This is a genomic window from Shewanella olleyana (assembly GCF_023283825.1).
Lineage (GTDB): Bacteria > Pseudomonadota > Gammaproteobacteria > Enterobacterales > Shewanellaceae > Shewanella > Shewanella olleyana.
The window spans coordinates 1-21,802 of record NZ_JAKILD010000040.1; the positions used below are offsets into that span (position 1 = coordinate 1).

Genomic DNA, 21,802 nt, shown 5'->3' on the forward strand with positions numbered 1-21,802 from the left:
GTAATTTAAAGCCTAATGAATAATCTCGTTGTGTTCGTTTAATACGAGCGGGTATTGGTGTTGACATAATAAAGTCCTAAATGTGTAAACACATTTCAGGACAAGACATATGAATAAGAAAAGCCTTGAAGCGTTTGTTTCAAGGCTTTTTTATGGGACAAATTACTTAAACGGCAAAGAGTAGAGAGACAAATATTTATCGAGTTAGATTGGAAAGGCTATATACGATGTTAGCATTAACCTAATGGCGGTACTTTCTTCGGTGTTACACCGTAAACTTCAATCTCGTGCTGTTTACCTTTGAGTTTCATTGCACCTAAATCGGCTAAATCAAACTGGCTATCCTGTCTCTCAAGACGGTGGGCAACTTCCCCTGATATCAACATACGCTGGCCAAGTGGGTTACATTGATCTTGGAGTCTAGCAAGGGTGTTAATGACATCGCTGAAAAAGCTAATTTCTTGTTTTTGAACACCGACAACAGCCGCAACAACTTGGCCGCAGTGAGCTGCAGCTTTAAATTTAGGCACAAAACCATAATGTTCTTCAAAATAAGGTCGATGCCAATTAAGTTGCTGACTGAACTCATAATAAATGTTCATGCAGCGATCTTCTTTAATACCTTCTTCCAGTGGCCAATGGATTAATACTGCGTCACCCATATAACGATAAATTTCAGCATCGTTATTGGTCACAGTATCAGCCAACATACTGAAGCTATCTTGGATTAGGCGACTAAACCGATAATCTCCCAATGTTTCAGCATGGGAAGTTGAAGACACCATATCCACAAATAGAAATAGTCGATGCTCATAACGTGGTTGGTGGTATTTGCCTAAACCAATATTGAGTAGCACTCTCGGGCCGACTAATAAAGCCATTTGTTCAACGAAGGCAAGTCCTACCCTAACAGCGACTAAATAGATAACTAGAGCTTGGAAGGAGGGGCTATATAATATGTGCGCAGTCAGCATTTGCCTTAGAGTGACAAGATGATTTTCAATCGCCCACATGTTCAAAAATTGAGTGACATAGGCAAGAGTCATGGCGCCAAGCAATAAAAACAGACCTTTGAATATGACGGAGAAAATATAGGGGAGTCGACTGATAGCGCTAAAATCAGCGATTAGGTTAGACATCCAATGTAAACAACCAAACACAAAGCCCATGAAAATCGCTAGCGTAGCTAGATCTGACTTTCCTATGGCCCATTGAGGGAGTTCTGGAGCTTGTGAATATCGGAAAAATACAAATGCTCCCATGGCTGCACACCATGCGATGATCGCAAAAAGTAGTTTTCTCGTCTGTCGACGTGCTTTCACTGGTTTATATCTAATCCGTTGATATTTGAAGACAGGCTAGTTTATAGAAAATTCCCATACTTGTCATAGTGGTATTTAAATTAGTTTTAATTACTTTCTCGATGTTGTGTTTCTGTTGGTTTAATTGAATGCGTTTGTTAGTATTTGGTGGGTGAAGTTGATTTTTAAATAAAATCCGCGAGGATTAGACAGTTTAATTGAGCCATCTTCGGCAATTGACTCCGTTAAGACTTTGCTATTTGCTGCTTTTGGACGTAACTGTAAGACTTCTCCATGCCTTGCTGTCACTTTATCGACCTGTCCTATCGCGATCAATTCCATGATTTCTTCCCAATCCTGCTGTAAAGCGTGGCTTTCATCCGCATTTGGGCGCCATAACACTGGTGAGCCAATTCTTCTTTTTTTAACAGGAATGCTTCTATCGCCTTCAACCGGTATCCATAACACTTGGCTTAACTTATGACAGACAATACTTTGCTCCCAAGTCAGGCCTTGAATGTTGGTGAGTGGCGCAACAGTAACGTAGGTTGTTTCAATTGGACGGCCATTTTTATCTATAGGAATGGTTTTGAGTTCAACGCCTAGATGCAAGAAATCTTGTTGTGGTTTAGAGCCAGCAGTAGCGCCAAGTTCCATTTCTATTAACTGCCCAATCCATCCTTTATCTCTTTTTAGGTTTTCGGGAATAGGCATATGATGTTCCATTGCGATATCACCCAATGTCACACCAGCCATATTATTTGCTCTTTGCATTAATTCTTCAATGGAGTTGGGTTGGCTATTCATCATAAAAACATCTTTGAGCTATAGATAATGGAAAACAAAGTGTACTTGTTTATTGTTTTGTTCGCAGCCTTTGTGTGTGGTTAAAAAATGCACAGCATAATTGAGTCGAGTTATTCACTGAAACCAATTCTATTAATTTTATGATAATTAACAACTTTTTTATTAATTGGTTAAGTTTTTTTACCGAAGAGCTAAGTTACTCTCCTTTTGCTCTAGTCTTGCGCACATAGTTATCCACAGAATTGATGGATAACTTTATTTTGTAGCTGCTTAACGGATATAAATTTGTTCGTCAATGGCTAAAAATCGCTTTATTTTAATATTTATGAAATATTTTTCTTGTTTTTTGTGTATAACTTAAAACCCATATCAAAGCATAATTAGTTAATACTAGGTGTGGTTAAAAATTAACCTCCACGCTCCGGCTAATATAGTTCAATGATGGTGGTTCTGTTTAAGTGTATGTTTTAAATTATTTTTGTGCTTATGCTTGTTGTTTTTTTTATTCTGTTATAACTTGATGTAACTTGTTCGAAATGACTTATTTTAGAGTTTCGAACAGAGATATCCACAGATTTTGTGGATAATATGGATAACAGTTACCATCTTCTGTTGATAAAATAGCTGTGCATAGTGATTTATCCAAGGATGATGGCTAAATCCTTGTTTGCCCGTAGGCAAGCTTTGTGAAACAATCTAGTCATTAATTTGTAGTGTAATTGGAGTCCATGTGATTGATAGCGACGGCTTTCGCGCAAATGTGGGCATTATTATCTGTAACAAATATGGTCAAGTAATGTGGGCCAGACGGTTTGGACAACATTCGTGGCAATTTCCTCAAGGTGGCGTAGATGACGGTGAAAGTCCTGAACAAGCTATGTATCGAGAATTGTATGAAGAAGTCGGTCTAAAACCTGAAAATGTGCAAATTTTAACGTCAACACGTTCATGGTTAAGATATCGTTTACCAAAAAGACTGATCAGACAGGAAAGCAAACCTGTGTGCATTGGTCAAAAACAAAAGTGGTATTTACTACAGCTCAAAGATAGCGATGACAGTATTAATTTAAACTCTTGTGGTCATCCTGAGTTTGATGATTGGCGCTGGGTCAGCTATTGGTACCCTGTAAGGCAAGTTGTGTCTTTCAAGCGCGACGTGTATCGAAAAGTCATGAAAGAGTTTGCTTTTACGACATTGGCATTTCAAGGGCGTGAGCCTAGCCGAAAAAGAGGTCGACACCGTAATTAATTCGCGTTCATAGAGGGCAGGGAAAGTGTTAAACACGCTTAGGGATATCACGCAGGCTGTTGCAGGAGCGAGTAGCCTTGATTCAGCATTAAATGTGTTAGTGTCGCAAACAAAATTAGCGATGCAAACTCAATGCTGCTCAATCTATATCCTTGAGCAACAACACCTTGTACTCTCTGCCACAGATGGACTCGCGAGTGCCTCCATCAATAATGTAAGAATGCCTTTATCTGAAGGTTTAGTTGGATTAGCCGCTGAGAAAGAAGAGGCGGTTAATCTTGCTGATGCTAAATCCCACCCTCGTTTTAAATTTTTCCCCGAAGTTGAAGAAGAAGAGTATCGCGCTTTTCTTGCTGTGCCGATTATTTTTCAAAAACAAGTTGTCGGTGTGATTGTGGTTCAGCAGCCACAGCCAAGGCAGTTTAGTGAAAATGAAGAAGCTTTTTTAATGACGCTTGCTGCGCAGCTTGCTGTGGTTGTCCGTAGTTTAAAAAACAAAGCTGCTATCAGTAACGTTCAACAACAAGTTGTATTTAAAGGGATCAGTGCATCAAAGGGGATTGCCATCGCCGAAGCGTTTGTTTTAGGCGGTGCTATCTCGTTAGCCCAGCCTGACATTAAATGCTCGGATGTTGATAAAGAAACGTTTAGGCTTAAGTCAGCAATGCAACGCTGTAAAGATATTATCAGTACCTTGTCGCAGCGATTTGACCGCGAGAAAGCCGATGACATAGCCTCGATTTTTTCGGCTTTGCAGCTGTTATTAAATGAAGCAAGCCTAGGCGGAGAATACTTACGAGAAGTTGCGTTAGGCTGGCAAGCTGAATCTGCAGTAAGCAGAGTCTCTCTTCGCTATATAGATCAATTTATAGCGATGGAAGATCCTTACCTTAAAGAGCGAGCAAGTGATATTCGTGAGCTTGGCCAAAAAGTATTGCGCCAACTCATTGAACCCGACAAGTTAGATCTTGCGCCTTCAAAACCAGTGATTTTAGTAGCTAAAGAAGTCGATGCAACATTATTAGCAGAGTTTCCTAGAGGTAAACTTGCAGGGATTGTCACTGAGCTTGGCGGTGTTAATGCTCATGCTGCTATTCTAGCTAGAGCACTAGGCGTTCCTGCCATCGTTGGCGTTGATCAAGTACTTGCGGCCAATATTGATGATAAGAAATTAGTCTTAAACGCGAATAGTGGCCAATTACTCGTATCTCCATCAGATGCTGTACTTCATGAATATCACACTTTAATTTCAGAAAGTCAGGCTCAGCAGCGCCAATTCTCAGCTGAGTTATCTTTGCCAGCTCAAACGATTGATGGTCATCGAATACAGCTTTACTTAAATGCTGGACTACTGAGCGGTTTAAGCACCGACATGGCAGAAGGAGCGGATGGCATTGGACTCTATCGAACTGAAATTCCTTTTATGCTACACCAGCGTTTTCCTAGCGAAATAGAACAAGTGCATGTTTACAAACAGGTGCTTTCTGCAGCTCGCGATAGACCGGTAGTCATGCGCACTTTAGATGTGGGCGGTGATAAACCATTACCGTATTTTCCAATTAACGAAGATAACCCGTTCCTAGGTTGGCGTGGGATCCGTTTATCGTTAGATCATCCTGAATTGTTTTTGGTGCAATTAAGGGCAATGTTAACGGCAAATGCTGATTCGGCTCAATTACGGATACTGTTACCTATGGTCAGTAATCTTGATGAGATCGATAGAACATTACTCTATTTAGATCAAGCTTATAGTGAATTAACTGAAGAGCTAAATCGCACTATCCCTAAGCCTAAAATAGGCGTAATGCTTGAAGTTCCTTCATTATTATTTCAATTGGAAGATGTTGCAAAACGTGTCGATTTCGTGTCAGTTGGTAGTAATGATTTAACCCAATATTTACTGGCTGTTGATAGAAATAACCCTAGTGTTAGCCCTTTGTTTGATAGTTTTCATCCTGGGGTCTTAAGAGCGTTAAAATGGAGCATTACTGATTGTAAACGGTACCAGTTAGATGCGAGTATTTGTGGTGAGTTAGCGGGGGAGCCAATGGGGGCATTGCTTCTCGTTGCCATGGGCTACCAAAAGCTGAGTATGAACCAAGGCAGCATTGCACGTATAAACTATCTACTCAGACGCATTGATAAACAGTCTCTAGAGCAGCTGTTAGACAAAGCACTCATGTTGTCAAATGGCGAGCAAGTTCGCCAACTACTTAATGAATACCTTAATGAACATGGATTGATATCAATCTTACATTAGGCTTTCTATATTTTTGCACGGATAAGGCTTTACTGTGGACGATATTTTACTGGTTTTTTCTATTTGCATAGTACTCGGTGCTTTTGTTGGTTTTATGGCGGGTCTACTGGGCATTGGTGGTGGGTTAATTATTGTGCCTGCACTCATTTATTTACTACCTTCGGTTGGTGTTGAATCAACCCAGCTCACCCATGTTGCGATAGCAACATCACTTGCTTCAATTATCCTAACTTCATTTTCTTCAGCCTCTGCACATCACAAAAGAGGCAATGTGCCTTGGGCATTATTTAAACCCATGTTGCCCGGTATTCTTATTGGCGCGCTGGCATCTGGGTTTATTTCAGAGAAAATAGCATCAGATCATTTGCAACAAGCGTTCGCGATATTTGTTGTGTTAATGGCAATACAAATGGCATTTCCTTTTAAGCCGAAAGCAAATGAACAAATTCCCGGTTTTGTGATTTTACTGGGAGTATCGACATTAATTGCGATTATCGCAGGGCTAATGGGGATTGGTGGCGGAGTCCTACTGGTACCGTTTTTAACTTATTGTGGCTTACAGATGAAACAAGCTGTTGGTTTTGCATCTGTTACTGGTTGTTTAATTGCAATTTCCGGCACCATTGGTTACATCATTGCTGGTTTAAGCGCGACCGACTTACCCGACGGCACGATTGGGTTTATTTATTTGCCAGCACTTGCAGGCATCATTATTAGCTCAATGCTAATGGCGCCTATAGGTGTAAAGGCCGCAAGTAGTTGGCCAACTCCAGTTTTAAAGCGTGCATTTGCTGCCTTACTGATGATTGTCGGCTTAAAAATGGCTTTATCGGCATAGTTTTTTGGTATCATAACTTTTGCTACACCAAGCTTGTCAGCTCAACTCTTCATTGAGTATTGCAAGACAGCTGTTGAATAGTGCGGCTAAATTGAACCTTATAATAATAGGAATGAAAAATGCGTCAGTATTTAGATCTTTGTCAGAACATCGTCGATAACGGTCATTGGATTGAAAATGAACGAACAGGAAAGCGTTGTTTAACCGTGATTAATGCTGATTTGCAATATGATGTGAAAAATAACCAGTTTCCTATTATTACCACTCGTAAAAGCTATTGGAAATCAGCGATTGCAGAGCTGATTGGCTATATCAGAGGCTATGATAACGCGGCAGACTTTCGTGCTTTAGGTACCAAAACTTGGGACATGAACTCAAATGATAACCAAAGTTGGCTAGCTAACCCTCATCGTAAAGGTGAAGATGACATGGGACGTGTTTATGGCGTTCAGGGTCGTCGTTGGCAAAAAACATCTGGCGGCACAGTCGACCAGTTAGCTAAAATAGTTGATAACTTGTCCAAAGGTGTTGATGACCGCGGTGAAATTATCACTTTCTACAATCCTGGTGAGTTTGATATGGGCTGTTTGCGTCCTTGTATGCACACACATAATTTTTCGTTATTGGGCGATACGCTTTATTTAACCAGTTATCAACGTTCATGTGATGTTCCTTTAGGGCTCAATTTTAATCAAATTCAAGTGTATACATTCCTTGCTTTGATGGCGCAGATCACAGGGAATAAACCTGGTATGGCTTATCATAAAATTATCAATGCTCATATTTATGAAGATCAACTAGATTTAATGAAAAATGAACAATTAACTCGTGAGCCATTTCCATCACCCCAGTTGATCATAAATCCTGAGATTAAGAGCCTCAAGGATTTGGAAACTTGGGTCACCATGGATGATTTTAAAGTGGTAGGTTATCAGCACCATGATGCCATCAAATATCCATTCTCTGTGTAATCAGTTAAATCAGTTTGATTTTGCGGCTTGAAGCAATAAATCTGCCGAGTTAGAAATAAAACAACTAATGAACTCACGAATAGCATGTTCATTAGTTGTCCTCTAATTGTTTTAATATTCTAAATAATTGCCTATAAAAGCATCAAATTACTTTCAGAAATCTTCGTCAATCGCTAACACTTCTGCTTTGAACCACGTTCAACGATAATAATCTTCACAATGAGTTAATAATGCGGGTTATCCAGTGTTTTATCTCAATAAAATAATGAAATTTCTTTAATCATTTACTCAGTAACTTTAATATTTATGCAATTATATTTGCTATTAATCCCTGATGGTTGAAATTACGATTGGTTTTAAACTAGGCTATTATTCTTGTAGTAGAAACAAACCAGCGTATTGTTAGTTTAACGCTAGATAAATTAGTCAAATGTATTATTTTTGGTCTAAAGTCTGTTTTTGTTCAATTAAATAAATATGCGCTTATTTGTGTTTTGTGTGCAAACTACAGCTTATGTGTGGATCTATATCTCAATCAGATTGCTTTGCGTGACCAACCTCACTTAAGTTTGAGTAATCCCTCGGAAAAACCGAGCTTTTAGAGCGAAACTAACGATTATGATTGTTTGATTTTTTTCTATAGAATAAATTTAATTGTTTTTTATGGAGTAAAATATGGAACGTGCAATTAAGAATTTCTTAAGTCAAGAATCTGCAGGTGGAATCATTTTAATGATCTCTGTAGCACTGGCTATGTTAATGGCAAATTCACCATTAGCGGGTTTATACAGTGGTTTTCTTGATACGGAAGTCCAAGTACGTATTGGCTCATTAGATATCGACAAGCCATTATTATTGTGGATTAACGATGGTCTAATGGCACTATTCTTCTTACTTATCGGTTTAGAAGTAAAACGTGAATTATTAGAAGGTGCATTATCGAGTGTTGCTAAAGCTTCACTACCAACGTTTGCTGCTGTTGGCGGGATGTTATTCCCAGCATTATTCTATTTAGCATTTAACTACTCAGATCCTGTTACTCAGGTTGGGTGGGCTATTCCAGCTGCAACTGATATTGCATTTGCATTAGGTGTAATGGCGTTGCTTGGTAGTCGTGTACCTGTAGCACTTAAAGTGTTCTTATTGGCACTCGCTATTATGGATGACCTAGGAGTTATTGTTATCATCGCACTGTTCTACAGTGCTGACTTATCAATGACAAGCCTAATTGTTGCTGCTATTTCTATCTCATTAATGGTCGCGTTAAACCGTAAAGGAGTTAGTTCACTTATTCCTTATGGTTTATTAGGTGTGATTCTTTGGGTAGCTGTACTTAAATCTGGTGTACATGCAACACTTGCAGGTGTGATTATCGCATTCTGTATTCCTTTGCGTGCGAAAGATGGATCTTCTCCGTCAGAACATTTAGAGCATAGTTTACATCCGTGGAGTACATTCTTTATCCTACCTGTGTTCGCGTTTGCTAATGCTGGCTTATCGCTATCAGGAATGAGCATTACATCACTAGCAGAACCTGTAACAATAGGTATTATCCTAGGTCTTCTTCTTGGTAAGCCTGTAGGTGTTTTATTATTCAGCTTTGTTGCGGTAAAACTAAAACTTGCAGAGTTACCACCAGGTATTAGCTGGAATCAGATTATTCCAGTATCGATTATGTGTGGTATTGGTTTCACTATGTCAGTGTTTATTTCTTCACTTGCATTTGAAACTGCACCTGAGCAACTCGGTGACTTTGCACGTTTAGGTATTCTTGTTGGGTCAATGCTCGCTGCTATTATCGGCTATGTGTGGCTTAATAAAGTGCTACCTAAAGCCGAAGCTAAATAGCACAGGAGCATAAAATGAAAGCAAAACTGATGTTAGCTTTGGTAATCGGTGTAATGAGTTTGCCAGCCAAAGCAACTTCATTTGATGAGTGTCTCAAAGATGTTTCATCGAATGAATGTACCAGCTACTTAGATGGAGTGGTAGATGGCGCTTTGATGTACCACACTGATGCAGCTGGCAACCGCTTAGAAGAGGCTGATGGATATGAGTCTCGTGCACTTAAGTATCGTGCAGGTAAGCGATACCAAGAGGCTAACCGCAGTTTTTGTGCTGACAGAATTCCACATAAAGATGAAATCGTTTTAGCTATTCAAGAACAAGCAGCAGCTAAAAACGTGACTAATTTGGATGAACTATCGATTTTAATTGATAGCTTGTTGGACTGTCAGCGATTAAAATAAGCCAACTTTCTTAGCTGGTTTGTATGAATGCAACATTTAAATTATAACCATCTATATTATTTTTGGATGGTTAGAAAAAAAGGTTCGGTGGCTAAGGCCGCCGAAGCTTTATGCCTCGCCCCACAAACAATTACTGGTCAAGTCCGCGCTTTAGAAGAGCGCCTCCATGGCAGTCTCTTTAAACGTGTCGGCCGCTCGTTAGAACCCACCGAACTTGGCGAATTAGTCTTTCGCTATGCAGATAAGATGTTTAGTCTCAGCTATGAAATGTTGGACTTATTGGCATATCAAAAAGATGAATCTATTCTATTTGAAGTCGGGTTTGCTGCTGCCTTATCTAAAGCATTAGCGAGTCGGGTATTATTAACAGTGATCCCTAATGACGGTTCGATGCATTTAAGCTGTTATGAATCGACTCATGAAAACTTAATTCAACGCTTGCGCGAACATAAATTAGATATGATTCTGTCTGATTCTGCGGGTGAGTCACTCAAGTACCCTGAAATTTTGTCTAAAAAGCTAGGTGAGTGTGGCATTAGTTTTTTTGCAGCCTCAAAACCATCTTTAGACTTTCCTGCCTGTTTAGAGCAAGACAAACTATTGATCCCAGGCAAAGGTACGTCACTTGGACAACAGCTGCATCGATGGTTTGCCGAAAAGAACCTTGAGGTCAGTATTTTAGGTGAGTTTGATGATGCTGCGATGATGAAGGCTTTTGGTCTATTTAAGCGTGGTATATTTGTTGCTCCTTCAATTTATCGACATGATATACTTTCCCAAGGTATGGTTTTAATTGGCGAAACCGACGATATTAAAGAAGAATATCATGTCATGTTTGCTGAAAGGATGATTCAACATCCCGCGGTTCAGCGATTACTTGAAACTGATTTTACCGATTTGTTTGCCGGTGTGGATCCAGAGATACAAGATGTAGAGCATCGTAGTTCGCATCAAAGATAAAATATCCTTAGAAGATGTTAGGAGAAGAACGTTGGAATTAATGAATATTGCTAGAGTTCGCTGGGCTTGTCGTAGAGGAATGTTAGAGTTAGATGTTCTTTTTCAGCCTTTTGTTGATGAACATTATGAATCCCTTTCTGATGTTGATAAGCAAACTTTTATTGATTTATTAGCCTGCGAAGATCCAGAACTTTTTGCATGGTTTATGGGTCATGAAGTCTGTCCGAATAATGCGATGCGTGAAATGGTCAATACGGTTCGTGGTCGTCCGCAGCCTTAATTTCAATCGGCTTATTATTTACCTTTCTGGCTTGAGTACAATCAAGCACGAAGTGGCGCTTAATTTATGCAAGTAAAATTACGCGCCTCGTTCAATCAATTCTTATCTCATATCGTCCTGATGTGTGTTTGCTTAACCAGCTTTTTAATTTGGCCAGACAATCATTCTATTATTTTTAAACTGACTTATTGGGCTGTTTTATTCATAGCATTGTTCTTTTTTAGCAAACATTTATTGCAGCTTAAATTATGGCAATACGATTTCAATCTTTATGAAGATGGAAGCGGCAAGCTTAACAAGCAAGAGTTCATACTTTGGCGTCAGCCCATTGTGACGGTTTTTGCCTGTTTCATGTTTATTGAGTTTGAATCTGCTGAAAGAAATAACAAAAGGCAATTGTTTATTGTATGGAGTGACATGTTGAGCGATGAGCATTACAGACAGCTTTGTCGTTTATTAGTGAAGTTTAAGGCAGAGTGAAAATTGAAAGTGAAGCACGATAGCCTTGGTAAATCAGATTGGTTTTAAAATAACTGATACTGCTAAATAAGTAATTTAGTCAGTATCAGCTATTGTTTTAATGACTCTATCGCTCAGGTTGTAAAATGGTTGGCTGAGGATTATCTAATAGCTCAGGATAATCAGCATTGTAGTGCAGCCCTCGACTTTCCTTACGTTCCATCGCACAGCGAATGATAAGTTCTGCCACTTGAACCAGGTTTCTCAATTCTAATAAGTTGTTACTGACTCGGAAATTACTGTAGTACTCTTGAATTTCCTGTTGCAACATAGCGCAGCGTCTCAGTGCACGCTCTAAACGTTTATCCGTTCTCACAATACCGACGTAATCCCACATAAACAGACGTAACTCATGCCAGTTATGCGCAATAACGACTTCTTCATCGGAATTACTGACTTTACTTTCATCCCATTGAGGAACAGGCCCTGGAGCAGGTATTTTGGATAATAAGCTTTCGATATCGTGCGCTGCAGCGCGGGCAAATACCAGGCATTCTAGCAATGAGTTACTGGCAAGGCGGTTAGCACCATGTAAACCGGTATAGGCAACTTCACCGATGGCATATAAACCATTAATATCAGTTTGCCCATGTAAGTCAGTCATCACGCCGCCACAAGTATAGTGAGCGGCTGGTACCACAGGAATGGGATCGGTAGTGATATCAATACCAAACTCTAAACAGCGTTTATGGATGGTAGGGAAGTGTTTAATGACAAAGTCTGCAGGTTTATGACTAATATCAAGGTACAAGCAATCTGCACCCAAACGCTTCATTTCATAATCGATTGCCCGAGCAACAATGTCCCGTGGTGCAAGTTCTGCTCGTTCATCAAACTCTGGCATAAAACGTGTGCCATCAGGGCGTTTTAGGTAAGCGCCTTCGCCACGTAATGCTTCGGTTAATAAATAATTGCGAGCATCAGCGTGATATAAACACGTTGGATGGAACTGATTAAATTCCATGTTAGCGACGCGGCAACCTGCGCGCCACGCCATGGCTATACCATCACCGCTAGCGATATCAGGGTTTGAAGTATATTGATAAACTTTAGAACTACCGCCTGTCGCGATAGCGACAAACTTGGCCGTTACTGTTTCGACGTGCTCAGCATCTCGATTCCAAACGTAAGCGCCCACGACTCGGTTGCCTGGTCTATTAAGCTTGCGAGTCGTGATCAAATCAATGGCGTTATAGCGCTCTAATACTTGAATGTTAGGATGAGCTTGAGCTTGGTCTTGTAAGGTCGTTTGCACAGCTTTGCCTGTGGCATCTGCTGAATGCAAAATACGACGGTGGCTGTGGCCGCCTTCACGAGTAAGGTGATATGGCGCACTACTTTGGTCACCATCTGCTGTTTCTTCTTTATCAAACGCAACACCGCATTGAATTAACCATTGCATTGAAGCTTTGGCATTTTCAGCTGTATAAGTCACCACTTCCTTGTCACAAAGCCCAGCTCCTGCAATCAAGGTGTCGCTTACATGGGACTCAATTGTATCTGATTCATCAAATACTGAGGCTATTCCGCCTTGGGCGTAATAGGTTGAGCCTTCGGCTAATGGGCCTTTCGAAAGAAGAATAACTTTAGATTTTTCAGCTAGATGGAGTGCTAGGGTTAACCCAGCAGCACCACTACCAATAACCAAAATATCAGATTGGTGTTCAACTGCTTGTTTCATAAGGTATCATGGGTGACTTAATATGGTTCTATAATGGTAAAACAAAACCGCTTTATTGGGTACTGAGACATTACTATTAAGCGATATTTAGCCATTAATTATAAAAAATTAAATTTTTTTCATTCAATATCGAACTTTTTCAAAGCATGCGAGTCTACCTTAATGTGAATATGATTCGAGCGACTGAGAAATCAGTATTATAGATTTAGGAGTAGTCGGCTCGGATGAGTGGACAAATAAGTGATCAACAGTTAGTTGAGCGTGTACAACGTGGCGACAAAAACGCATTTAATCTGTTAGTTCAGAAGTACCAAAATAAAGTAATGAGCTTGATATCACGTTACATACGAAATCAAGCTGACATCGCCGATGTGGCACAAGAAGCCTTTATTAAAGCTTACCGTGCATTACCAAATTTTCGGGGTGAAAGCGCTTTTTATACATGGTTGTATCGCATTGCAGTAAACACTGCAAAAAACCATTTAGTTTCTCAAAGCAGAAAAACACCGGCAAACAGTGTTGATGCAGAAGAAGCTGAATATTACGAAGGCAGTGATGCGTTGAAAGAATTTGCATCTCCAGAACGATTAGTTTTGTCAGATGAAATTAACAAGGTGATTTTCGAAACCTTAGAAACGTTGCCAGAAGAATTAAAGATTGCAATATCTCTGCGTGAACTTGATGGTATGAGTTACGAAGATATTGCCAATATCATGGATTGTCCTGTTGGTACGGTGAGATCAAGAATCTTCCGCGCTAGGGAATCAATCGATAAGAAACTCCAGCCTTTGCTGGAACAGTAACAGTCTTTATTGACACAGGTGAAAAATGCTTAAATCAGGTCAAGAATGGGTTTCATCAGCAGTTGATGGCGAAGTTGATGCTAAAACATTAGCGGAACTAGCAGCAGACGAAAACTCACACAAGCAATGGCAAAACTATCATATGATTGGTGATGCAATGCGCGGTGAGTTACCGCAGACAATTGATTTAGATCTTACTGCAAACATTGCAGCTGCTATTGAGTTAGAGCCTGCGATAATGGCACCTCAAACAGAAACAGTATCTACTCATGATAAAGTAGAGAGTACTGTTGCCCCTGAAGTTAAGAAAGATAATGTGGTACCTTTCTTCAAACAATTTGGTCAATATGCAATTGCCGCCACTGTTGCGATGGTAGCTATTGTCGGTGTACAAAATTATGGCCAAGAGCAAAATGCTGATTCGCCATTACCAGTATTAAACACTCGTCCTTTAGTTGGTACAGCATCTCCTGTAAGCCTGCAAACTGGCGCAGTGCAAAATCAATCAAGTGTGAGTAATGACAATGTTGTTGAGCAACGTCGTAGAATTAATTCATACATTCAAGACCATATGCTACAACAAAGGTTGAATTCTGGTGTAGTTGTGCAGCACAATGACGGTATTGATAAAAACGTTAATAATTAATTCGGAGTTAGCTTGCGTCTAATCCTGTTAGCCCTTGTTGTATTGGCATTCCCTACGTTTGCCAATAGCAATACTGAGAGTATTGCCGAAGAAGAAATGTCTGCAAAAGCTTGGCTTGAAAGTATGAGCCAAGCGCTACAAACCAAACAGTACAAATCCTCTATTATCCAACTTCAAGCGGATCATATCCGTCCACTTGTTTATCTTCATGGTACTGTAAATAATAAAGAAGTCGCTTTCTTAGAATACTTGAATGGTCCTCCTAAAAATGCAGTAAGAGTTGCCGATACTGTGACTTTTATTGAGCATGACCAACCCGCTTACAGTATTAATGCCCCGCGTATTCAAGGTATTTGGCCTACTATATTTGCAACAGATGTTAGCTCGTTAGAGCAGGGCTACCAATTTGTTTTAGGTGGACGTAGCCGAATTGCTGGCCGACCTGGGCAGATGATCCGTATTATTCCAGTTGATGACAATCGCTTTATGTCACAAGTATGGATTGATATGGACACGCGTTTACCGCTTCGATATGACATGGTTAATCAAGATAAACAGTTGATTGAGCAAATGATGGTAATTGAGTTACTTGAGCTTAATGAACCTGCCAAAATTCTTATTGAAGCTGAAAAACAGGGATTACCACCTGTTATGAACCCTGCTGAGCGTATTAAAGGACAAAACTGGGAATTCAGTTGGTTACCAGCTGGATTTCACATGGTCGTGAAAGATCATCACCGTTTAATTGGTAGTGATGAATCTGTTGAATATATCGCGTTAAGTGATGGCTTAGTTAATATTTCTGTTTATGTTGCTCGTATGGGCGATAGCCCAATGCCTGATGAACTCATTACTCGAAATGGTTTATCTATGGTTGTGGAACAAGTGGGCAATGTTGAAGTGGTTGCTGTAGGTAAAGTACCTGCTGAAACACTAAACCGAATCGCCAAAAGTCTTATCTTAAAATAAGCTAACATGTCTGAGTCTCCCGCTAAGCAACCACCTTCGAATCAACCTCAACCAGCATTGAATAAATCGATGCTGGAAGAAGTTGCAACTGTGACAGCGTATAACCCAGATGGTTGGGTTACCGTCGAAATAGAACTTAAAAGCGCCTGCAATCATTGCTCAAGTAGAGAAAACTGTGGGACCTCAACGGTTGCCAAAGCATTCTCGATTAAACGTCAGCGTTTTTCATTAAAAAGTGATAAACCTTGTGAAAAAGGCGATTTACTAAAGTTGGCGCTACCAGAGAGTGTGATCATTAAGGCAGCAATGCTTGTCTATATTGTGCCTTTAATTGGCTTGTTTATAGGTGCTGGAGTGGGTTTATGGTTAGGCGATTTGTTAAGTATTAATTCAGATTACAGTTCAATGATTTTTGCTGCCATAGGCGGTCTTAGTGCTTGGTTTGCTGGAAAACAACAAGCAGCTAAATTGGAAAAATCCTCTACACCGGTTATTACGGCTTATTTAGGCCAAGCCGTCAGTTTACAACGCGGTTAAAACAGCAAGCTCTTACCTATAAATCATCATTTTTTACATTGATTTCCATTGCGCTACTGATTCTGATTGGTATTAACCCCTTATTCAGGTACAATTTGGCACCATTATTTTCATCATTTTAGTAGTAGTCATTTCATCCAAATGAAACACATTAGAAACTTCTCAGTTATTGCTCATATCGATCACGGCAAATCAACTTTGTCAGATCGCCTTATCCAATTTTGTGGTGGTTTATCAGACCGTGAAATGGCCGCTCAAGTACTTGATTCTATGGATATCGAGCGTGAGCGCGGTATTACCATTAAAGCACAGAGTGTTACACTCGATTATAAAGCTGATGATGGCGAGACTTATCAATTAAACTTCATTGACACGCCTGGTCACGTCGATTTCTCTTATGAGGTATCACGTTCTCTTGCTGCTTGTGAAGGTGCCTTACTTGTTGTTGACGCTGGTCAAGGCGTTGAAGCACAAACACTTGCTAACTGTTATACCGCGTTAGAAATGGACCTTGATGTGGTACCAATCTTAAATAAGATTGACTTACCGCAGGCAGATCCTGATCGCGTTGCTGCAGAAATCGAAGACATTGTTGGTATTGATGCCATGGATGCTGTTCGTTGTTCTGCTAAAACAGGTATCGGTATCAAAGATGTTCTGGAAACGATTGTTTCAGACATTCCACCGCCAGAAGGCGATATAGATGCACCACTTCAAGCCTTGATTATTGATTCTTGGTTTGACAGTTATTTAGGCGTGGTTTCATTAGTACGTATTAAGCATGGCGTACTGAAGAAAGGCGATAAATTTAAAGTGATGTCGACAGGTCAGAGCTATAATGCTGATCGTGTTGGTATTTTTACGCCAAAACAAACAGACACACCAGACTTAAAAGCGGGTGAAGTTGGTTTTGTTATCTCTGGTATTAAAGAGATCCATGGCGCACCTGTAGGTGATACGCTGACACACGCTAAAAACGGTGCAGAAGAGCCACTTCCTGGTTTTAAAAAGGTGACACCGCAGGTTTACGCCGGTGTTTTCCCAATCTCTACCGACGAATTTGAAAACTTCCGTGAAGCATTGAACAAACTGAGTTTGAATGATGCTTCATTATTCTTCGAGCCAGAATCATCGTCTGCGCTAGGTTTTGGTTTCCGTATTGGTTACCTTGGCTTACTGCACATGGAAATCATTCAAGAACGTTTAGAGCGCGAATACAATCTTGATTTGATTACCACAGCGCCTACTGTAGTTTACGAAGTCGAAATGACGAGTGGCGAAGTTCTGTATGTCGATAACCCATCAGGTTTACCTGCGATAAACAATATCGAAGAAATTCGTGAGCCTATCGTTGAAGCTAACATGTTGGTGCCAAAAGAATACTTAGGTAACGTTATTACCTTGTGTGTTGAAAAACGTGGTGTGCAGACCAATATGGTTTATCACGGTAATCAAGTATCGGTAACTTACGAATTGCCAATGGCAGAAGTGGTGATGGATTTCTTCGACAGATTGAAGTCAACCAGTCGCGGTTATGCATCATTAGAGTATAACTTTATTCGTTTTGAAGCTGCTGACATGGTGCGTTTAGATATCTTGATTAATGGCGACAGAGTTGATGCTTTAGCAATGGTTATTCACCGTTCGAACATCCGTCATCGTGGTTTAGCGCTTGTTGATAAGATGAAAGAACTTATTCCAAGACAAATGTTTGATATTGCCATTCAAGCCGCAGTTGGTAGTCAGATTATTGCTCGTTCAAACATCAAAGCGATGCGTAAAGATGTAACAGCGAAATGTTATGGCGGCGATGTTTCTCGTAAGAAAAAGTTACTGCAGAAACAAAAAGATGGTAAAAAGCGCATGAAGCAAGTGGGTAACGTAGAAGTCCCACAAGAAGCATTCTTAGCGGTGCTTAAGCTGAATGACTAATAGCTTAAATATTTAGCCAAAGTGGCTTGATATTGAGAGTGATGATAACGCCGCAGTTTGCGGCGTTGTTTTTGAAAGCGATTATTAATCCCCTTAATAAGCGCTTTTGAATGTTTTATGAGTAAAAGTTAATTTTTCAAACGAAGTGTTTTTGTATACTTTGTAACATTACAAAGGGTGATTCACTATGGTTTACATAGGATACTCACCTTTTAACAGTGCTATCACTGAACCAATTAAAAGTGTAAAAGGCAGGAGCTTAATACCCAATGGCAGCCCATTTTTCTCTTATTTTAGTCATAGTCACTCTTGTGAGTGGTTTAATTTGGCTTATTGACGTTATCGCGTTTGCGCCAAAACGCCGTGAAAATCTTGCGTTAGCTGAAGCGAAGCAGCCAGATTTGTCTGATGAAGCAAAAGACAGTATCACTCGTGAGTCTGCAGTTGTTGAATTTGCCCATTCAATCTTTCCTGTAATTGCTTTTGTATTGATTTTACGCTCATTCATTTATGAGCCATTCCAAATACCTTCAGGCTCGATGAAACCAACGTTATTGGTAGGCGATTTTATTTTAGTTGAGAAGTTTAGCTATGGATTACGCGATCCCGTTTGGCGCAGTAAATTAGTTGAAACTGGCGAACCTGAGCGTGGCGATGTGTTTGTATTCAAATATCCAGAAAACCCACAAATAGACTATATTAAAAGGGTTATAGGTTTACCTGGCGATCGCATTGTTTATCAGAATAAGCAGTTTTTAATTGAGCCTAAGTGCGATGATGGAACAAATTGTCCTCCTGCAAAAGCGGTTAAATTAAGCAATGTAAATCGTGGTGAGTTTTCTCAAGAAGGTATTCCTTTATCTCGCTACACTGAGCAGCTTGGCGATATAGAACATGACATTTTAATTAATCCATCACGTCCAGATTTTAGCAATCATTTTTATGAGCAAGCTGGAACAGCAGTTGGCGAGTTTATTGTCCCAGAAGGCGAATATTTTGCGATTGGTGATAACCGCGATAACAGTACCGATAGTCGTTTTTGGGGCTTTGTTCCAGAAGAAAACTTAGTGGGCAAAGCAGTCGCTATTTGGATTAGTTTTGAGTTTGAACGCCCTGCAAGTAGCTGGCTACCAACTTGGGTGCCAACCGGTGTGCGTTTTGACAGAGTAGGTGCAATTAAGTAATGGAACCAATTAAGAATTTACCTCGTTTGTGCAGAACGCTTGGTTACGAGTTTACTAATGTAGATTTACTGACTCAGGCATTAACACACCGAAGTGCGGCTTCAAAGCATAATGAACGTCTTGAGTTTTTAGGTGATTCGATTCTATCAATCATTATTTCAGACGCGCTATATCACCAGTTTCCAAAAGTGACTGAAGGTGATTTAAGCCGAATGCGTTCAACTTTGGTTAAAGGTGAAACGCTGACTGTTATTGCTAAAGAGTTTAAATTAGGGGATTACCTTTATTTAGGCCCTGGTGAGCTTAAAAGTGGCGGTTTTAGACGTGAGTCTATTTTAGCTGATGCCGTGGAGGCCATTATTGGCGCCATATATCTTGATGCTGATATTGAAACGTGCCGCACTCTTTTACTGACTTGGTACAAGCAACGCTTAGCAGAGATTAAGCCTGGCATTAACCAAAAGGATCCTAAAACGATTCTCCAGGAATACTTACAAGGTTACAAAAAGCCTTTGCCTGAATATCAAGTTGTTGATGTTAAGGGCGATGCGCATAATCAGACATTCACGGTTGAATGTCGAATTTCAGAAATTGATAAAGTAGTGACAGGTGTCAGTACTTCTAGAAGAAAAGCTGAGCAGCTTGCTGCCGCTCAGGTATTGGAGCTAATTAATAAATGACCAAAAAAACAGACTTGCCAGAAGGCTCACCAGTAGAGCCTAGCTTGGATGAATTATTGGCAAGGATGAATGGTGCTGCACCAGCTGCTGAAGCTAAATACGAAGTGACCTTTTGTGGCATGGTTGCCATTGTCGGCCGTCCAAATGTCGGTAAATCGACATTATTAAACAAGTTACTTGGGCAAAAGGTCAGTATTACCTCTAAAAAGCCTCAGACAACGCGTCACCGTATTATGGGTATTCATACAGATGAAGCTAAACAAATCATCTTTATTGATACTCCGGGTCTTCATATCGATGAGAAACGCGCGATTAACCGTTTAATGAACCGTGCAGCAGCCAGTTCGTTAGCCGATGTGTCAATGGTGGTGTTTGTTGTTGATGGTATGACATGGACTGAAGATGATGAAATGGTGCTTAATAAACTGCAACAAGGCAGTGGTAAGCGCAAAACCGTTTTAGCTATTAACAAAGTCGATAATATTAAAGATAAAGAATCGCTATTCCCTTATTTAGCTAAGCTTTCAGAAAAGTTTACCTTTGATGAAATTTTACCGATTTCAGCAACAAAGGGAACTAACGTTCAACGTATCTTAGATTTAGCGCAAGAGTCATTACCTGAAGGGCAATTTTATTTCCCTGAAGACTATGTAACAGATCGCTCACAGCGTTTTATGGCGTCTGAAATCGTGCGTGAAAAGCTGATGCGTTTCCTAGGTGATGAACTACCTTACGATGCCACCGTTGAAATTGAACAGTTCAAGATGATGGATAATGGCGTTTATCAGATTAATGCCTTGATCTTAGTTGAACGCACAGGTCAAAAGCGAATGGTCATAGGTAACAAAGGTGAGCGTATTAGAACCATTGCCACTCAAGCCCGTCTCGATATGGAAACCTTATTTGATAATAAAGTATTCTTAGAAGTGTGGGTAAAAGTGAAATCAGGTTGGGCAGATGATGAACGTGCGCTGCGCAGCTTAGGTTACGGTGAAGACTAACAGCATGTTAGTCTCGCGCTTTTACATTAGCCGTTAATCATCTCCTCGATGCTACGCGGCTATATCCTCCACCATCGCCCATACAGAGAATCCAGTGTGATTGTTAATCTGTTAGTCGATGGTGTGGGACGCCTTGATGCATTAGTCAGGGTTGGCAGTGGTAAAAAATCCATTAAAAGCATCATTCAGCCATTTCAGCCGCTGATATTTCAATTCAATAATAAATCAGATTCAGCCGATACCTCACTTAAATTTATTACTCAAATTGAACCTGCAGCCCCCGCTTTGCCGTTAAAGTCCTACAGTTTATATTCTGCGATGTACTTAAATGAGCTTTTGGTCAGAGTACTGGGTTCAGGGCAGCATGCTGAAGGACTTTTTTTACATTACCATCGAAGTTTAATGGCGCTAGCAAGTGAATTTGACTCGCAGCATTTGCGATATTTTGAAATGGAATTGCTAAATGAGCTTGGCGCGCTGCCATCGCTTGAATATGACACTGAAGGTGAAAGTATTACCTCAGAGATGAGCTATCGAATTATAGCTGATGAAGGCTTTTTACCTGTCGCTCAGCAAGCATCGGCCAATGTGACCAATACCCGCCATTTATTATCTGGTGAAATGCTGATTAACCTAAAAACCAAACAACTTGCAGATAATAATTTAGTGCAAGCGAAGGGCTTAATGAGGTTATTATTAGCCCCTTTATTAGGCGGTAAGCCACTTTTAAGTAGAAAGTTATTTATTAAGAAATAACGGCTAGTAAACTTGAAATTAAAGAGCATTTTAAGAGTGATTTTACTAAAAGATCCCTTTATAAAGTGCTTATACCCAAACAACTTGAAGATACGTGTTTCAGAGCTTCACCGTGTTTTCAATACTAGGCGCGTTAATGCGGTAATGTAGGTACCTTATAAATTAGCGCAACAACGTAG

21 protein-coding genes are annotated in these 21,802 nt (G+C 40.1%); 18 read left to right on the forward strand and 3 right to left on the reverse strand.

Annotation, left to right across the window (positions count from 1 at the left end; translation table 11 throughout):
• Nucleotides 1-236 precede the first annotated feature (236 nt).
• The gene (locus tag L2735_RS18560; RefSeq protein ID WP_248986124.1) at nt 237-1,322 is read right to left on the reverse strand and encodes an adenylate/guanylate cyclase domain-containing protein; all 1,086 of its coding nucleotides are present in this window, start codon (nt 1,320-1,322) and stop codon (nt 237-239) included.
• A 120-nt stretch (nt 1,323-1,442) separates the two neighbouring features.
• On the reverse strand, nt 1,443-2,111 hold the full coding sequence (mutH, locus tag L2735_RS18565) for a DNA mismatch repair endonuclease MutH (RefSeq protein ID WP_428848334.1): 669 nt from the start codon (nt 2,109-2,111) through the stop codon (nt 1,443-1,445).
• A 727-nt stretch (nt 2,112-2,838) separates the two neighbouring features.
• Between mutH and rppH the strand changes: the two genes are divergently transcribed.
• The 9 genes from rppH to L2735_RS18610 all read left to right on the forward strand — a co-directional run bounded on the left by rppH (nt 2,839) and on the right by L2735_RS18610 (nt 11,395).
• On the forward strand, nt 2,839-3,357 hold the full coding sequence (rppH, locus tag L2735_RS18570) for an RNA pyrophosphohydrolase (RefSeq protein ID WP_153915343.1): 519 nt from the start codon (nt 2,839-2,841) through the stop codon (nt 3,355-3,357).
• A gap of 25 nt (nt 3,358-3,382) precedes the next feature.
• Nucleotides 3,383-5,617 (forward strand): phosphoenolpyruvate--protein phosphotransferase, encoded by a 2,235-nt coding sequence (gene ptsP / locus L2735_RS18575; RefSeq protein ID WP_248986125.1) that lies wholly within the window; start codon nt 3,383-3,385, stop codon nt 5,615-5,617.
• 34 nt (nt 5,618-5,651) lie between these two features.
• The gene (locus L2735_RS18580) at nt 5,652-6,455 is read left to right on the forward strand and encodes a sulfite exporter TauE/SafE family protein (protein WP_248986126.1); all 804 of its coding nucleotides are present in this window, start codon (nt 5,652-5,654) and stop codon (nt 6,453-6,455) included.
• A 119-nt stretch (nt 6,456-6,574) separates the two neighbouring features.
• On the forward strand, nt 6,575-7,426 hold the full coding sequence (locus tag L2735_RS18585; protein WP_248986127.1) for a thymidylate synthase: 852 nt from the start codon (nt 6,575-6,577) through the stop codon (nt 7,424-7,426).
• Nucleotides 7,427-8,101: 675 nt separating this feature from the next.
• Complete coding sequence (gene nhaA / locus L2735_RS18590; RefSeq protein ID WP_248986128.1) at nt 8,102-9,274, forward strand: Na+/H+ antiporter NhaA; 1,173 nt, start codon at nt 8,102-8,104, stop codon at nt 9,272-9,274.
• A gap of 14 nt (nt 9,275-9,288) precedes the next feature.
• Nucleotides 9,289-9,675, forward strand: coding sequence for a hypothetical protein (locus tag L2735_RS18595; RefSeq protein WP_248986129.1), 387 nt, complete (start codon nt 9,289-9,291; stop codon nt 9,673-9,675).
• A gap of 27 nt (nt 9,676-9,702) precedes the next feature.
• Nucleotides 9,703-10,635 (forward strand): transcriptional activator NhaR, encoded by a 933-nt coding sequence (nhaR, locus tag L2735_RS18600; RefSeq protein WP_248986130.1) that lies wholly within the window; start codon nt 9,703-9,705, stop codon nt 10,633-10,635.
• A 31-nt stretch (nt 10,636-10,666) separates the two neighbouring features.
• A complete protein-coding gene (locus L2735_RS18605; protein WP_248986131.1) occupies nt 10,667-10,915 on the forward strand; it encodes an FAD assembly factor SdhE in 249 nt (82 codons plus the stop codon).
• Between the two features lie 66 nt (nt 10,916-10,981).
• Nucleotides 10,982-11,395 (forward strand): protein YgfX, encoded by a 414-nt coding sequence (locus tag L2735_RS18610; protein WP_248986132.1) that lies wholly within the window; start codon nt 10,982-10,984, stop codon nt 11,393-11,395.
• A 106-nt stretch (nt 11,396-11,501) separates the two neighbouring features.
• Here L2735_RS18610 and nadB read toward each other — a convergent pair whose 3' ends face one another.
• The gene (nadB, locus tag L2735_RS18615; RefSeq protein ID WP_248986133.1) at nt 11,502-13,115 is read right to left on the reverse strand and encodes an L-aspartate oxidase; all 1,614 of its coding nucleotides are present in this window, start codon (nt 13,113-13,115) and stop codon (nt 11,502-11,504) included.
• A 224-nt stretch (nt 13,116-13,339) separates the two neighbouring features.
• On the opposite strand from nadB, the gene rpoE reads away from it, so the two are divergent.
• The 9 genes from rpoE (at nt 13,340) to recO (ending at nt 21,623) form a co-directional block, all read left to right on the forward strand.
• On the forward strand, nt 13,340-13,918 hold the full coding sequence (gene rpoE / locus L2735_RS18620; RefSeq protein WP_102529698.1) for an RNA polymerase sigma factor RpoE: 579 nt from the start codon (nt 13,340-13,342) through the stop codon (nt 13,916-13,918).
• Nucleotides 13,919-13,943: 25 nt separating this feature from the next.
• The gene (locus tag L2735_RS18625) at nt 13,944-14,564 is read left to right on the forward strand and encodes a sigma-E factor negative regulatory protein (protein WP_248986134.1); all 621 of its coding nucleotides are present in this window, start codon (nt 13,944-13,946) and stop codon (nt 14,562-14,564) included.
• Nucleotides 14,565-14,576: 12 nt separating this feature from the next.
• Nucleotides 14,577-15,533: a MucB/RseB C-terminal domain-containing protein gene (locus L2735_RS18630; RefSeq protein ID WP_248986135.1), complete on the forward strand. Its 957-nt coding sequence runs from the start codon at nt 14,577-14,579 to the stop codon at nt 15,531-15,533.
• Between the two features lie 69 nt (nt 15,534-15,602).
• Nucleotides 15,603-16,070: a SoxR reducing system RseC family protein gene (locus L2735_RS18635; protein ID WP_248986142.1), complete on the forward strand. Its 468-nt coding sequence runs from the start codon at nt 15,603-15,605 to the stop codon at nt 16,068-16,070.
• A 141-nt stretch (nt 16,071-16,211) separates the two neighbouring features.
• Nucleotides 16,212-18,002 carry a translation elongation factor 4 gene (gene lepA / locus L2735_RS18640; RefSeq protein ID WP_248986136.1) on the forward strand — a complete coding sequence of 597 codons (1,791 nt, stop codon included), beginning with the start codon at nt 16,212-16,214 and terminating at the stop codon, nt 18,000-18,002.
• Nucleotides 18,003-18,271: 269 nt separating this feature from the next.
• On the forward strand, nt 18,272-19,186 hold the full coding sequence (lepB, locus tag L2735_RS18645) for a signal peptidase I (RefSeq protein ID WP_248986137.1): 915 nt from the start codon (nt 18,272-18,274) through the stop codon (nt 19,184-19,186).
• On the forward strand, nt 19,186-19,866 hold the full coding sequence (gene rnc / locus L2735_RS18650) for a ribonuclease III (protein WP_248986138.1): 681 nt from the start codon (nt 19,186-19,188) through the stop codon (nt 19,864-19,866). The genes lepB and rnc overlap by 1 nt, the downstream gene beginning before the upstream one ends.
• Nucleotides 19,863-20,867: a GTPase Era gene (era, locus tag L2735_RS18655; RefSeq protein ID WP_248986139.1), complete on the forward strand. Its 1,005-nt coding sequence runs from the start codon at nt 19,863-19,865 to the stop codon at nt 20,865-20,867. Before rnc ends, era begins: the two co-directional genes overlap by 4 nt.
• Before the next feature lie 48 nt (nt 20,868-20,915).
• Complete coding sequence (recO, locus tag L2735_RS18660; protein ID WP_248986140.1) at nt 20,916-21,623, forward strand: DNA repair protein RecO; 708 nt, start codon at nt 20,916-20,918, stop codon at nt 21,621-21,623.
• Nucleotides 21,624-21,802: the final 179 nt, after the last annotated feature.